The sequence below is a fragment of the Nonomuraea terrae genome (assembly GCF_004348995.1).
In the GTDB taxonomy this organism is placed as follows: domain Bacteria; phylum Actinomycetota; class Actinomycetes; order Streptosporangiales; family Streptosporangiaceae; genus Nonomuraea; species Nonomuraea terrae.
In genome coordinates this window covers 1-13,369 of record NZ_SMKQ01000238.1, presented here as the reverse complement: position 1 = coordinate 13,369, position 13,369 = coordinate 1, and the positions used below count along the sequence as shown (strand labels likewise).

Below are 13,369 nucleotides of genomic sequence, written 5' to 3'. Positions count from 1 at the left end.
CTCCTGATGAGGAGCCGCCCTGAGGCCGGCCTGCCCCGGGGGAGGTCTTGGTGGGTGTGAGGGGGAGGGACGGCCGGAACCGGCCCGGTGAGATGGTGACCGCCGGGTCCGGCCGCCGCGACGTGCCTGTCGGTCAGGGCGGGGCCTGCGCGGTGCCGGTGGGCAGTTCGAACCAGGTGACCTCGCCGGCGACGCCACTGCAGCATGCCGGCGGAGCCGGCCGGGTGTCGTGGTCGTGGGTCGAGCGTGCGCCGGGGTTCTCCACTTCGCAGCGCAGGAATCCGTCGGTCAGGCCGAGTGCGAGCCTGATGGTGGCGGTGCCGTGTTCCAGAGCCTGGCCGACCAGGTCGGCCACGAGCAGGGACGCGGCCTCGGCGTGTTCGCTCAGGCCCCAGGAGTTCAGCCGGGCGGCGGTCATCCTGCGGGCGGTGGGCACGGCGGAGGGCCGTGCCGACAGCACCCATGAGACGTCGTGGCCGTGCCGGGCCCATCCGGCGCGTACGGCGAGGCCGTGGCTCATCGCCAGGAACGTGTTCCAGGACGGCGGCCGCCAGGGCGGTTTCGGCTGGAGGCCGGGCGGATGTCGCTGCTTGGTGTGCACGTCGTTCCTTCCCCCAAAGGTTGACGGTACGACTCCAGGATGCTCCGTGCTGCCCCCGCCGAAGGACGGGACAAATCCCCATGTCGCTACCTATTAGCCACATAGGTAGTCCCGCGCGTGGGTGCGCACCACCGAATGCTTAAGCAACTGCTTGACTATTTCGGCGAGGCCCGGATACTTAAGCATGTGGCTAAGTATTCGGAGTCGCTGGACCGGGCGTTCCACGCCCTGGCCGACGAGACCCGCCGGGCCATCGTGGCGCGGCTGGTGCGCGGACCGGCCACGGTGAGCCGGCTGGCCGAGCCGCTGGACATGTCGCTGCCGGCGGTCATGCAGCACCTGCACGTGCTGGAGAGCGCCGGCCTGGTCACGTCCGAGAAGACCGGCAGGGTCCGTACCTGTCAGATCGACCCGCGCACGTTGCGCGCGGCCGAGGAGTGGATCGCCAGCCAGCGCACCTCCTGGGAGCAGCGCCTCGACCGGCTCGACGACCTCCTCACCCAGCAGCCGCCCGCACCGCCCGCCGACCAGGAAGGAAACACCTCATGACCGTCACCCACACCACCTTCACCCTCCAGCGCACCTACCCGGCCGAGCCCGCGAAGGTGTTCGAGGTGCCGGCCGTCCCCAGTGCTCGGTGGTGTCGCCGGGCACGTTGAAGTCGTGGCCCACCAGCGCCCAGCCTGGGAAGTGTTCGGCGATGGCGCGCTGGTCGGGGTGGAAGACGGCGATGTCGACATCCCCGTGATCGCGCGTCTGCCGGCCGAGCCACGCGTCGGCGGCCCACCCACCGCACAGCGCCCACGCCGGACGGAAACCGTCGAGCAGATCGCGCACGTACGCGACGGCCCGCGGCACCGGCGCCGTCTCGCGGGAAACGTGTTCGTCCACCGTGTGATGGTCGGCCGCTCTTCTCACGCACCGCAACCGATTTACGCCCCGACAGGCGCCGCCCACAACCGATCGCTGACCGGCCGGAATCAGCCGCCGATCTGTCGATCACGCGGCAGGCCGTGTCCAAGTGCGTGGCCGCTGGAGCGCTGTCTCGGCGTCGCCCCGTTCACCCGCACGGCCCCGCCGGGTGCGGCTCGCCCTCGACGGGCAGGCGTTCCTGCCGCACGCCCGTGAGCCGCCGAGCGGGCGGCCGCCTCCGTACGACCGGGCGCTGCGCGTCGACGTGCCGAACCCGCGCATCGCGCCGGCGGTGGCGCTGCACGGCTTTCATGGCGCCCACCCGGGCATCGAGCTGGACGTCGTCACGCTCCCGGACGCGGACGCCGCGAGGGCCGGCCTCCCACGACCTGCGCCGCATCCCCCTGCGGGCCCCGGCGCCGCTCTACCCCGCATGCGCTCGGCCACACGCCCACCCCGCTCTCGCGGCGCCGCGCCGCCACCTGGACACGATGCGTCCCGCCGCGCCGCCGGACGCCTGCCCGGCTGACCGTCAGGGGTTCGCGGCGTCGGCGTAGCGGCGGGCCAGCCGGGCGAAGGCGGCCTTGAGCTCGGCCGGCCCGACGACCTCGATGGCGGCGTCGAACCTGCCGATGGCGGCGGCCAGGCCCGTCCACGACCATGAGCCGAGGACGAGCCGGCAGCGGCCGGGGCCGAGCGGTTCGACGACTCCGTCGTGGGTGTAGGCGGAGACGGCGGCGGCGGGCAGGTCGAGGACGACCTCGCCGCGGCAGGGCCAGCCGGGCGAGCCGTCGGAGCCGCGGAACCTGCCGGTCACGAAGGCGGCCACGTCGCCGCCGGGCAGCTCGCGCGGGGTGAAGCGGGGCCCTGCCGGGGTGCGCGGGGTGATCCGGTCGGCGCGGAAGGTGCGCCAGTCCTCGCGGTCGAGGTCCCAGGCGACGAGGTACCAGCGTCCGCCCCAGGTGAGGAGGTGGTGGGGCTCGGCCCGGCGCGGCGGGGCGTCCTCCCCTTCGGGGGCGTAGCCGAAGCGCAGCACTTCGCGGGCGTGGACGGCGGCGCCGAGCGTCATGAGCACGCCGCTGTCGGCCTGCGGGCCCGCCTCGGGTGGTTCGACGGCGGTGACGTGGAGGGTGTCGATGCGGTGGCGCAGCCGTGCGGGCATGACCTGCCGGACGGTGGTCAGCGCACGTGCCGCGGCCTCCTCGATGCCGGCGCCGGTGGTGGTGGCGAGCTGGAGCGCGACGGCGAGGGCGACGGCCTGCTCGTCGTCGAACAGCAGCGGCGGCAGCTCCGTGCCGGCCTGGAGCCGGTAACCGCCGTCGGGTCCTTTGCTGGCCGCGATGGGATAGCCGAGCTCGCGCAGCCGGTCGACGTCGCGTCGCACGGTGCGCGGGCTGACCCGCAGCCGTTCGGCCAGCAGGGCGCCCGGCCAGTCCCGGCGCGCCTGCAGCAGCGAGAGCAGCGCCAGCAGTCGCGCTGAGGTCTTCGGCATGCTCCCCATGCTGCCGCAAGTAGCGGCCACTTCCTGGCCTGTTCCCCTGCGACTGTTGTCCCGCGCCGGACGGCCGTCCGGCGACGATCATCGACGCTCAGGAGCCGACCATGTCCGTCACGTCCGTGACTCACCTGAACTTCCGCGGCGACGCCCGAGCGGCGCTGGAGTTCTACCGGTCCGTGTTCGGCGGCGACCTCGCCGTCGTCACCTACCAGGACGCCGGGAACGTGCACGACCCCGCCGAGGCGGACCACGTCATGTGGGGCCAGGTGGTCGCCGGCAACGGCTTCCGCGTGATGGCCTACGACGTGCCCGCGCGGATGCCGTGGGAGCGGGGCGAGAACTCGTTCTTCGTCTCCCTGCGCGGCGAGACCACACAGGAGATCACCGCGTACTGGGAGAAGCTCTGCGCCGGAGCGAGCATCGTGCGGCCGCTCGCGACCGCGCAGTGGGCTCCCCTGTACGGGATGCTCCAGGACCGCTACGGCATCGTCTGGGTCGTGGACGTCGCCGCCGGACACCAGGGCTGATCGTTCCAGCCGATCGTCGAGGGCCTGTACGCCCGCACGCTCCGAGCCGCGCGGATCTCCCGGATGCGCCGCCGCCTCGGAGGCGAAGACCTGCTCCGGTACGGTCCCGCCGGCTGCTCACCGATCCCGGCGACATCGACGCGCACCGGTTCGGACGGCTCCGGCGCTCCTGCCGCGGCAGCCTCGAAGGCCGGCATGACAGTGGTGTTCGCCGGGCCGGACGGCGGGGGCATCGGGGTGTCCCTCGATGCCCCCGCCGTTCCCGGCAGCGGCTCCCGGTTCGTGGCCGGGTCAATGATCAGCGGATTCCCACCACGTCAGGTTGGCGGCCGCCTGGTTCACCGGCTCGATGATCTCCCATGCCTCGGCGATCAGCCCGTCGTCGAGCCGCCAGATGTCGACGACCGCGATTGCCGGCTCAGCGCCGGGCAGCCGGCGTCTGGAGTGCATCACCACGTGATCGCCGTCGGCCAGCACGTGCTGGATCTCGACGTGCATGCCGGCGAGCGGGACGAGCGCGGCGCCTACGGCGGCGAGCCATTCCGCCTTGGTCTTCGAGGTCGCGTCCGGCCGGTGGTGGGCGAAGTCGTCACTCAGCAGTGGCGCGAGCGCATCGACGTCGCCGGTCGCGACCAGCGCCGTCAGCGCTCGCTGGACGATGCTCTTGTTGTCTGTGGTCATGTCGTGCGTAGTCACAGGTCAGCAGTGTTCCCGCCGTTCGTGGGGGTTGTCGATGAAATGGCATGTCATGGCGTCCGGCTCGCGGAGGAGTAACGTCAGCGGTCATGGACTCGGTCGGGCAACTGTTGCGGCACTGGCGGCATCGCCGGCGGCTCAGCCAGCTGGATCTCGCGATCGCCGCCGACGTCTCGGCTCGTCACGTCAGCCTGGTGGAGACCGGGAAGTCCAACCCGAGTGCCGACATGATCCTCCGGCTCGCCGACCAGCTGGATGTGCCGTTGCGTGAGCGCAACCGGCTGTTGCTCGCCGCCGGCTTCGCTCCCCGCTATGCCGAGCGGCCGCTCGACGGGGAGGCGCTGCCGGCGGTCCGGGACGCGATCGCCCGGGTGCTGCGTGCGCACGAGCCGTACCCCGCGCTGGTCATCGATCGCCGGTGGAACATCGTGATGAGCAATCGCGCCATCGACGCGTTCCTCACCGGCGTCGCCCCCGACCTGCTGCGGCCGCCGATCAACATGGTGCGGCTGGGACTGGACCCACGCGGGCTCGCCCCTCACCTCGTCAATCTGGCGGAGGTCCGCTCGCTGCTGCGTACCCGGATCGCGCGGCAGCTGGCCACCACTGCCGACCCCGAGCTCACCGCGATCTACGAGGAACTGCTGGCGCCCGACGCCGAGGAGGTGATCCACCCGATCGAGTCCGAGGTCGTGATCCCGATGATCTTTCGCTTCGGCGGACGAGAGCTGCGCCTGTTCTCGACCACCACCACGTTCGGCACCCCGATGGACATCACCCTGGACGAGGTCGCGATCGAGTCGTACTATCCGGCGGACGCGGAGAGCGCCGCCTACTTCACCACCTCCGGCGCCGACGCTCGCGCCGACGCGTAGCCACCTGCCCCACGGCCATGCGCCGCGTCCCTCGCCGCCAAGGACACCCGCTGGATCACCGGCATCGTGCCGGACACCACCGGCGGCGCGTACCTCCGCCCCGCATGGGCCCGCCGCCCACGGGGACGCATCGGCCGGGCCGGTATTTCTATTCGCAGGTATAGAGTGAAGACATGGTGCGACCTCCGCTGACCCCCGAAGAGCGGCTCCGCGGCGAGCAACTCGGTCTGGTGCTGCGCCGGGCCCGAGGCGAGCGCAGCATCGTCGAGGTCGCCGCCGCCGCAGGCATGTCCGCCGAGACCCTCCGCAAGATCGAGACCGGCCGCATCGCCACGCCCGCGTTCTTCACCATCGCCGCGCTCGCCGACGTGCTGGGCATCTCGCTCGACCAGCTCGCCCACCACATCACGCCGACACCCACCCCGTAACGCTCCCAAGGCGTCTGCCCGGATGGACGATGCCCGCGTATCGTCCATCCGCCGCCGAATCGGACCCATCGCAGGATTCGCCGGCTGCCCACCTCCCCGCACACTCGGTGCGAACCCACCGAGCGCAGGGAGACCACCCGTGACACTGAGCCCCGTCGGCGAACGCGACCGCCTGCTCGCCCCCGATTTGGCCCGAGGCGTCATGCTCGCGCTGATCGCCGTCGCCAACTCCGCCCTCTTCCTGTACGGCCGGCCGTACGGCATCCGGCAGCACGTCATCGAGCACGGCCTCGCCGACCGGGTGGTGTCCGCGGTGAGCCTGACGTTCGTGGACGCCCGCGCCTACCCGATGTTCGCCGCCCTGTTCGGCTACGGCATGGCGCAGATGTGGAACCGGCGGCGCGACGACGCCGAAGGCCGGGCGGTGCTCAGGCGGCGCAGCCTGTGGCTGCTGGCGTTCGGCGCGGCCCACGGGCTGCTGCTGTTCCCCGGCGACGTGCTCGGCCTGTACGGGCTGCTCGGGCTCCTGATGTGCCGGCTGACGCGGGTGCGGGGCCGGATGCTGCTCGCCGCCGCCGCGGCGTGGCTCGTCCCCGTCGCGGTGATCTCCGCGCTCGTGTACGGCGGCCCCGCCGGTACGACGCAGCGGGCGTACCTGTGGTCGCTCGCCGTGCCGGACCCGGTGACGGCGCTGGCGCTGCGGCCGCTGGAGTGGGTGATGACCCCGTTCGGGATGACGGGCGCGGTCACGGCCGCGCTCGTGGGCGTGTGGGCGGGCCGCCGCTCGCTGCTGTCCCGCGCGGACGCGACGGTGCTGCGGCGCGCCGCCGTCGCGGGGCCGCTCGTCGCGGTGGCCGGGGGCCTGCCCGTGGGGCTGGTCGCCGCGGGCGCCGTGACCGTGCACGACCCCGCCGCCGTCATGGCGCTCAACGCCGTCCACGTGGTGACGGGCGTGGCGGGCGGCCTCGGGTACGCGGCCCTGATCGCCCTGCTGGCGCGCCGCATCGGACAGCGCCGCGGCCCCGTGGTGACCGCCTTGTCGTCCTGCGGCCAGCGCTCGCTGAGCTGTTATCTCCTACAGTCGGTGGTGTTCGTGGCGCTGCTGCCCCCGTACACGGCCGGGCTGGGCGCCCGGCTGGGATCGGCCGCCACGGCGGCGCTGGCGTTGCTGACATGGGCGGGGATCGTGGTGATGGCCGAGCTGATGCGCGCAGCGGGGACGCGCGGCCCCGCCGAGACGCTGCTGCGGCGCCTGACCTACGCGCGCCAGGGGAGACCGTGACGGAACGCGACTGGGACACGGCGTGGCGGGCGCTGCCTCTCGCGCTGCTGGCGACCGCCACCCTGATCGCCACGATCGACGCGTCCGTGCCGCCGGCCGGCCGGGCCGTCACCGTCGCGCTGGCCGCGGCCGTGACGGTGTGGCACGGGTGGATGGTGCTGGCACACCCCGCCTGGCCGGAGCGGGCGCTGCTGCCGATGGCGGTCTACTTCGCCGGGCTGCTGGCGCTGGCGTGGCTGCTGTCGTCCCGCCACCCCGCCTACGCCCTGCTCGTGCTCGCCTGCTTCCCCATGGCGTTCGTGGCATTGCCCGGCCGCTACGCCTACGCCGGGACCGGCGCGGCCGCGCTCGTGGCCATGGGAGACCCGTACCAGGTGGTGACGTCCGGCGACCCGTGGACGCGGCTGGCGCCTGCGCTCGCCGCCGCGGGACTGGCGGCGTTCCTCGGCTGGATCATCCGGGCGATGGAGGCGGAAGCGGAACGGCGGCGTGCCGCCAACCGGGCCCTGCACGACGCCAACCTGCGCCTGGAACGGCTCGGCGAGGAGAACGCCCGGCTGCACGGCGAACTGCTGGCCGCCGCCCGCCGCACCGGCGTCACCGGCGAACGCGAACGGCTGGCCAGGGAGATCCACGACACCGTCGGCCAGGGCCTGGCCGGCATCGTGACCCAGCTCGAAGCCGCCGAAGAGGCCGCCGGCGACACCGAGGCCGTACGGCGCCGCCTGGCCGCCGCCCGCAACCTCGCCAGGCAGAGCCTCACCGAGGTCCGCCGCTCCCTGCACCACCTGCGCCCCGGCCCGCTGGCCGGCAGCAGGCTCCCGCAGGCGCTGGCCGAGCTCGTCTCCGGCTGGAGCGGCACGCACGACGTGCCCGCGACGCTCACCGTCACGGGCACCGCCCGGCAACTGCACCCGGAGGTCGAGGTGACGCTGTTCAGAACGGTGCAGGAGGCGCTGGCGAACGTGGCCCGCCACGCCAACGCCGGCCGGACCGTCGTCACCCTGTCCTACATGGAGGACGTCGTCGTCACCGACGTGCGCGACGACGGGGTGGGGTTCACCCCGCAGCAGGCGCACGGCGACGGCTTCGGGCTCACCGCGATGCGGCAGCGCGTCACCAGGCTGGCCGGGAGGCTGGAGGTGGAGTCGGCGCCCGGTCAGGGCACCGCGGTCAGCGCGACCGTCCCTGCCATCCCCGCCGCGGCCGAATGGGGGCGGCCATGACGATCCGGCTGGTGATCGTGGACGACCACCCCGTGGTGCGCGACGGCCTGCGCGGCATGTTCGCCGAACAGGCCGACCTCGACATCGTCGGCGAGGCCGCCGACGGCGAAGAGGGGCTCGCCCTGGCCGAGCGGGAACGGCCCGACGTCGTCCTCACCGACCTGCGCATGCCGCGCCTGGGCGGCGCCCGGTTCATCGCACTGCTGGCCGAACGCGTGCCATCGGCGCGCGTGCTGGTGCTGACCACCTACGACGGCGACGACGACGTGCTGCCCGCGGTCGCGGCCGGCGCGGCCGGCTTCCTGCTGAAGGACTCGCCGCGCGAAGACGTCTTCCGCGCCGTCCGCGCGGCCGCGGTGGGGGAGTCGGTGCTGTCACCGTCCGTGGCCGCCCGGCTGCTGCGCCACGTGCGCGAACCCGCGCCCCGCACCGCCGAACTCAGCGAACGCGAACGCATGGTGCTCACGCTGGTGGCGCAGGGCCGCACCAACAAGGAGACGGCCGCCGCGCTGTTCGTCAGCGAGACGACCGTCAAAACCCACCTGGCGCACATCTACGCCAAACTCGGCGTCTGCGACCGCGCCTCGGCCGTGGCCGCCGCCTACAGCCGCGGCCTGCTCACCTGAGCCCGATCACCCGAGCTCGATCACCTGGGCCCGATCACCCCTCCGGCGCGGGCCGCTCGCGCAGCAGCGGGTGCGTGCGCATCGCCACCTCCAGCTCGCCCGGCAGCTCGTCGCGGTAGCGGCCCAGCGTCGACAGGTCACTGTGGCCCAGCACCCGCCGCACCGCGTCCATGTCGACCGCGTCGGCCAGCAGATGCGTCGCCGTCGTATGGCGCAACCCGTGAGGCGTCACCGAGCGCCGCTGATCGGGCGGCACCCGCCGCTGCACCCGGTCGATCACCGCCTGCACGTCACCGCGCGCCAGCCGCCGCCCCCGCCACGACAGCAGCAGCGCCTTGTCGGTCGCCTGCGGCCGCCCCCGCTCCAGATACGCCTGCAACACCTCGGCGACATCGCCCGGCAGCGGCACGTCACGCGTACGGCCGCCCTTGCCGAAGATCCGCCAGTAACGCACCCCGTCGTTGGTGAAGAAATCCTCCACATTGGCCCGCACCAGCTCCGACACCCGCGGCCCCACCGTGGCCAGCAGCAGCACGATCACCGCGTCGCGCAGCTCGGTGCGCTGGTCGCGGCGCTTGCTCCGCTCCGGCGGCGCCTGCGGCAGCTCCCGCGCCGCTCCGACCAGGCCCTGCGCCTGCTCACGTGTCAGCGCCCGCCGCTCCGGCCGCAGCCCGCCCCGCTGCCTGGCCGTCACCGTCGAACGGGTCATCGGGTTGAGCTGCACCCAGCCGGCCAGCGTCGCGTGCTTGAACAACGCCGAGATCGACCGGCGGAACCGCGCCTGCGACGACGGGGACTGCCCCGCCCCCGCCGCGTCTCCCGCCGTACCGCCCGCCCGGCGCCCGTCCGGTTTGCGGGCGAACGCCACCAGGATCGCGTCGACGTCCGCGCCGGTCAGGTCATCCAGCACCGTGCCGTCGCCGGCCAGCTCCACCAGCGTCGCCACGTCACGCGCGTACACCTCCGCCGTCGCCGGCGACAGCGCGCCCGTCAGCGTCCTGGCCCGCACCAGCTCCACATAACGGTCGGCCGCCTGCGCCACGGTGATGCGCTCCAGCTCAGCAGGCCGCACCCGCCACCCCCTTCACCCACGGGAAGATCCAAGGACGACGGTAGCGGCCCGCACCGACAGAAAATCAGATGTCGCGGAACGTCTCGATACGCGCGCCCAGCGCGTTCAGCCGTTCGGCGAGATCCTCGTAACCGCGGTTGATCACGTACACGTTGCGCAGCACCGACGTGCCCTCGGCCGCCATCATCGCCAGCAGCACCACCACCGCCGGGCGCAGCGCCGGCGGGCACATCATCTCCGCGCTGCGCCAGCGCGTCGGCCCCTCCACCAGCACCCGATGCGGGTCCAGCAGCTTCACCGACGCCCCCAGCCGGGTCAGCTCCGTCAGGTAGATGGCCCGGTTGTCGTAGACCCAGTCGTGAATCAGCGTCGAACCCTGCGCCGAGGCCGCGATCGCCGCGAAGAACGGCACGTTGTCGATGTTCAGCCCCGGGAACGGCATCGGGTGGATCTTGTCGATGGGGGAGACCAGCTTCGACGGCCGCACCGTCAGGTCGACCAGCCGGGTACGGCCGTTGGCCGCCGGATACTCCCGCCCCCGGTCGTGATCCAGACCCATCTCCTCCAGCACCGCCAGCTCGATCTCCAGGAACTCCACCGGCACCCGGCAGATCGTCAGCTCCGACGACGTCACCACGGCGGCGGCCAGCAGGCTCATCGCCTCGACCGGGTCCTCGGAGGGGGAGTAGTCGACGTCACGCTCGATGTGCGGCTGCCCGTGCACCGTCAGCGTCGTCGTCCCGATCCCTTCCACCCGGACGCCGAGCTGCTCCAGGAAGAAGCACAGGTCCTGCACCATGTAGTTGGACGAGGCGTTGCGGATCACCGTCACCCCGTCGTGACGGGCCGCGGCCAGCAGCGCGTTCTCCGTCACCGTGTCGCCCCGCTCGGTCAGCACGATCGGCCGCGACGGCGCCGCCCCGCGGTCCACCTGCGCGTGGTAGAAACCGCCGGTCGCGGTGATGTCCAGCCCGAAGTGCCGCAGCGCCGACATGTGCGGCTGCACCGTACGCGTGCCCAGGTCGCAGCCGCCCGCGTACGGGATCTGGAACTGCTCCGTGCGGTGCATCAGCGGACCCAGGAACATGATCACGCTGCGGGTGCGGCGGGCGGCGTCGGTGTCCATCGACTCCAGCTCCAGCCGCGCCGGAGGCACGATCTCCAGATCGCTGCCCTCGTTGATCCACCGCGCCCGCACCCCGATCGAGGCCAGCACCTCCAGGATCCGGTAGACCTCCTCGATCCGCGCCACCTTGCGCAGGATCGTCCGGCCGGAGTTGAGCAGCGACGCGCACAGCAACGCCACGCACGCGTTCTTCGACGTCTTGACGTCGATGCTGCCCGACAGCCGGCGGCCGCCCACCACCCGCAGATGCATCGGCCCGGCATACCCCAGGGAGACGATCTCGCTGTCGAGCGCCTCACCGATCCGGGCGATCATCTCAAGACTGATGTTCTGGTTACCGCGCTCGATCCGGTTCACCGCGCTCTGGCTCGTCGCCAGAGCGTCGGCCAGCTGCAGCTGCGTCCACCCGCGATGCTGGCGGGCGTCCCGGATCAGCCGGCCGATCCGCACAAGATAGTCATCTACCACAACAGCAGACCTTATCTCACATATGAGATGTACTCGCGATCGAGGGGGCCGACGCGCCGGACCACTCCCGATGCCGCGCCAGATGCTCCGGCGTCGCCTGCGCCGGCGCCTTGTACACGAACGCCTGCCGCGCCTGCCGGAACCCGTTACGGTCGTCGAACATGTCGCGGCTCATCTCCGCCAGCTCCTCCGCCCGGTAGGCGTCCAGCGGCTTACGCCGCTCATCGGCCTCACGCCCCTGCCGCCGCGCCGCCAGCAGCCGATCGTAGCCCGGATCGGCCGCCAGCCGCTCGGCGTACTCCAGCACCCGCCGCTCGAACTCCATCCGCGACCCGGCCACCGCCTTGTCGGCCAGCCCCAGCTCCACCGCCTCCGCCGCGCCGATCGGCAGCGCCTCCTGCGTCAGCCGCCACGCCCGCTCCGCGCCCACCCGGCGCGGCAGCACGTACGTCCAGTACTCGCTGCCGAACAACCCCATCGTCCGATAGTGCGGATTCAGCACCACCGACTCCCGCACGATCACCCGGTCGGCGCCCAGCCCCATCATGACACCGCCCGCGCCGGCGTTACCCGCCATCGACGTCACCACCAGCTGGCCGGTGCAGTCGAGAATCTCCCGGCACACCGCGTTGATCGCGTTGATGTTCATCCACGCCTCCAGCTCCGGCTGCGGCGAAGCCTCGATCACGTTCAGATGGATGCCGTTGGAGAACGTCTCCCCGCCGCGCACCACCAGCACCCGCGTGTCCTGCGCGGCCGCGTACCGCAGCGCCGAGGCCAGCCGCCGGCACTGCTCGCTGGACATCGCCCCGTTGTAGAAGTCGAAGCTCACCACGCCCACGCCCACGCTGCGGTCGTAGGTGATCTCGCTGTAGCCGGGCCGCTCCGGCAGGCCCGCCACCAGCTCGCCCAGCGCCATCGCCGCCGGCAGCTTCACCGCGCCCTCACGCTCGACGCGCAGGTGACCCACCCACACCGTGCCGTCACCGGTGTGCACCAGCACGGCGCCCTCACGCCGCGCCGCCACCGCGCCCGGCGTGCCCGGCAGGTCCGGGCCCCGGTAGACGTCGAACACCCGCACCGGCAGCTCGCCCAGCACCGTCCGGCCGCCGGGGGAGCCGTCGGCCGCGCGCACCCGCCGCAGGATCTGCTCGCTCGGCTCGGCCCAGGAGAACTCCCGGTCAGCGTGCCGCATCGCCCGCCGCAGCCGCCCCCGCACCTCGGGGGAGCGGTAGTCCAGCGGCACCGGCACGAACGACGCGTCGCCCGCCTTGGCCGCCACCTCCGCCACCAGCTCCACCGCCGCGTCGGCCACCGGGCCGTTGTACAACGACGACTTGCGCGGCGGCTCGGCCGGCATCGGGAACAGCCGGTAACCCCAGATGGGGCCCGCGTCCATCTCCTCGACCGCCTGCAGCGCCGTCACGCCCCACTCCGGCTCGCCGTCCACGATCGCCCAGTCCAGCGACGACGGCCCCCGGTCACCGGGCGGCCCCGGGTGGACGATCACCGTACGGTGGGTGCGCCACAACGCGTCCGGCACCCGCTCCTTCAGGAACGGGCAGATGATCAGATCCGGCTTGGCCAGCTCGGCGGCCTCCACCATGGCTTCCTCGGACACGGCCAGCTCGACGCTCACGTCGTGACCGGCCCGGCGCAACTCCAGCCAGGAACGCTGGGTCAGGCCGTTGAAGGACGAGCAGAGCAGCAAGATACGCAACGCGGAACTTCTTTCCAGGCAAGGGGGACGACACCGGCTGCACGCGCGGTCTTGGCGGGACGGGGCGGGGGACCGGCCGGGGCTGTCACAGGAGGCTCACGCCGCGGCTCCCGGCCCAGGGCAGGGGAGATCCCACATGTCCCAGACCTTCACCGCAGTCCCGTACGACCCATCCATGGTCCCCGATGCTGACATGAAATCTCCACCGCTGCTGACATTTCAGCGCAAATGCCACAGCTCGTGGCCTATTTCGCCTGGTTCGCGGCACAGGTTCGGCCCCGGGAAACCCCATGAACCCGAACCGCCCCCACC

The 13,369-nt window shown here is 72.6% G+C and carries 15 protein-coding genes; 8 read left to right on the top strand and 7 right to left on the bottom strand.

Annotated features, from left to right (window positions below):
* Nucleotides 1–133 precede the first annotated feature (133 nt).
* Nucleotides 134–601, bottom strand: a complete 468-nt coding sequence (locus tag E1286_RS41035; RefSeq protein ID WP_132621767.1) for a hypothetical protein — start codon at nt 599–601, stop codon at nt 134–136.
* 186 nt (nt 602–787) lie between these two features.
* Here E1286_RS41035 and E1286_RS41030 point away from each other — a divergent pair, with 186 nt between their 5' ends.
* Nucleotides 788–1,150 (top strand): ArsR/SmtB family transcription factor, encoded by a 363-nt coding sequence (locus E1286_RS41030; RefSeq protein ID WP_246075605.1) that lies wholly within the window; start codon nt 788–790, stop codon nt 1,148–1,150.
* 18 nt (nt 1,151–1,168) lie between these two features.
* Here the strand turns inward: E1286_RS41030 and E1286_RS41025 are convergent, their stop codons facing one another.
* The gene (locus E1286_RS41025; RefSeq protein WP_165970144.1) at nt 1,169–1,492 is read right to left on the bottom strand and encodes a nucleotidyltransferase domain-containing protein; all 324 of its coding nucleotides are present in this window, start codon (nt 1,490–1,492) and stop codon (nt 1,169–1,171) included.
* Between the two features lie 190 nt (nt 1,493–1,682).
* On the opposite strand from E1286_RS41025, the gene E1286_RS41020 reads away from it, so the two are divergent.
* Entirely contained in the window at nt 1,683–2,042 is a 360-nt protein-coding gene (locus tag E1286_RS41020; protein WP_132621761.1) for a hypothetical protein, read from the top strand.
* Between the two features lie 3 nt (nt 2,043–2,045).
* On the opposite strand, the gene E1286_RS41015 is transcribed toward E1286_RS41020, so the two are convergent.
* Nucleotides 2,046–3,005, bottom strand: a complete 960-nt coding sequence (locus E1286_RS41015) for a helix-turn-helix transcriptional regulator (protein WP_132621759.1) — start codon at nt 3,003–3,005, stop codon at nt 2,046–2,048.
* 110 nt (nt 3,006–3,115) lie between these two features.
* On the opposite strand from E1286_RS41015, the gene E1286_RS41010 reads away from it, so the two are divergent.
* Complete coding sequence (locus E1286_RS41010; RefSeq protein ID WP_132621757.1) at nt 3,116–3,538, top strand: VOC family protein; 423 nt, start codon at nt 3,116–3,118, stop codon at nt 3,536–3,538.
* Between the two features lie 291 nt (nt 3,539–3,829).
* Here the strand turns inward: E1286_RS41010 and E1286_RS41005 are convergent, their stop codons facing one another.
* Nucleotides 3,830–4,219: a nuclear transport factor 2 family protein gene (locus E1286_RS41005; protein ID WP_132621755.1), complete on the bottom strand. Its 390-nt coding sequence runs from the start codon at nt 4,217–4,219 to the stop codon at nt 3,830–3,832.
* A gap of 104 nt (nt 4,220–4,323) precedes the next feature.
* Between E1286_RS41005 and E1286_RS41000 the strand changes: the two genes are divergently transcribed.
* The 5 genes from E1286_RS41000 (at nt 4,324) to E1286_RS40980 (ending at nt 8,671) form a co-directional block, all read left to right on the top strand.
* Complete coding sequence (locus E1286_RS41000) at nt 4,324–5,109, top strand: helix-turn-helix domain-containing protein (protein WP_132621753.1); 786 nt, start codon at nt 4,324–4,326, stop codon at nt 5,107–5,109.
* Between the two features lie 173 nt (nt 5,110–5,282).
* Nucleotides 5,283–5,537: a helix-turn-helix domain-containing protein gene (locus E1286_RS40995; protein ID WP_132621751.1), complete on the top strand. Its 255-nt coding sequence runs from the start codon at nt 5,283–5,285 to the stop codon at nt 5,535–5,537.
* A gap of 139 nt (nt 5,538–5,676) precedes the next feature.
* Entirely contained in the window at nt 5,677–6,819 is a 1,143-nt protein-coding gene (locus tag E1286_RS40990) for a DUF418 domain-containing protein (RefSeq protein ID WP_246075604.1), read from the top strand.
* A complete protein-coding gene (locus E1286_RS40985; RefSeq protein ID WP_132621747.1) occupies nt 6,816–8,045 on the top strand; it encodes a sensor histidine kinase in 1,230 nt (409 codons plus the stop codon). Before E1286_RS40990 ends, E1286_RS40985 begins: the two co-directional genes overlap by 4 nt.
* On the top strand, nt 8,042–8,671 hold the full coding sequence (locus E1286_RS40980) for a response regulator (protein WP_132621745.1): 630 nt from the start codon (nt 8,042–8,044) through the stop codon (nt 8,669–8,671). The genes E1286_RS40985 and E1286_RS40980 overlap by 4 nt, the downstream gene beginning before the upstream one ends.
* A gap of 34 nt (nt 8,672–8,705) precedes the next feature.
* Here the strand turns inward: E1286_RS40980 and E1286_RS40975 are convergent, their stop codons facing one another.
* The 3 genes from E1286_RS40975 to E1286_RS40965 form a co-directional block, all read right to left on the bottom strand.
* Nucleotides 8,706–9,743 carry a tyrosine-type recombinase/integrase gene (locus E1286_RS40975; RefSeq protein ID WP_132621743.1) on the bottom strand — a complete coding sequence of 346 codons (1,038 nt, stop codon included), beginning with the start codon at nt 9,741–9,743 and terminating at the stop codon, nt 8,706–8,708.
* Nucleotides 9,744–9,807: 64 nt separating this feature from the next.
* Entirely contained in the window at nt 9,808–11,337 is a 1,530-nt protein-coding gene (locus E1286_RS40970) for a helix-turn-helix domain-containing protein (protein ID WP_132621741.1), read from the bottom strand.
* A 16-nt stretch (nt 11,338–11,353) separates the two neighbouring features.
* Nucleotides 11,354–13,057, bottom strand: a complete 1,704-nt coding sequence (locus E1286_RS40965; protein WP_132621739.1) for an enoyl-CoA hydratase-related protein — start codon at nt 13,055–13,057, stop codon at nt 11,354–11,356.
* Nucleotides 13,058–13,369 lie beyond the last annotated feature (312 nt).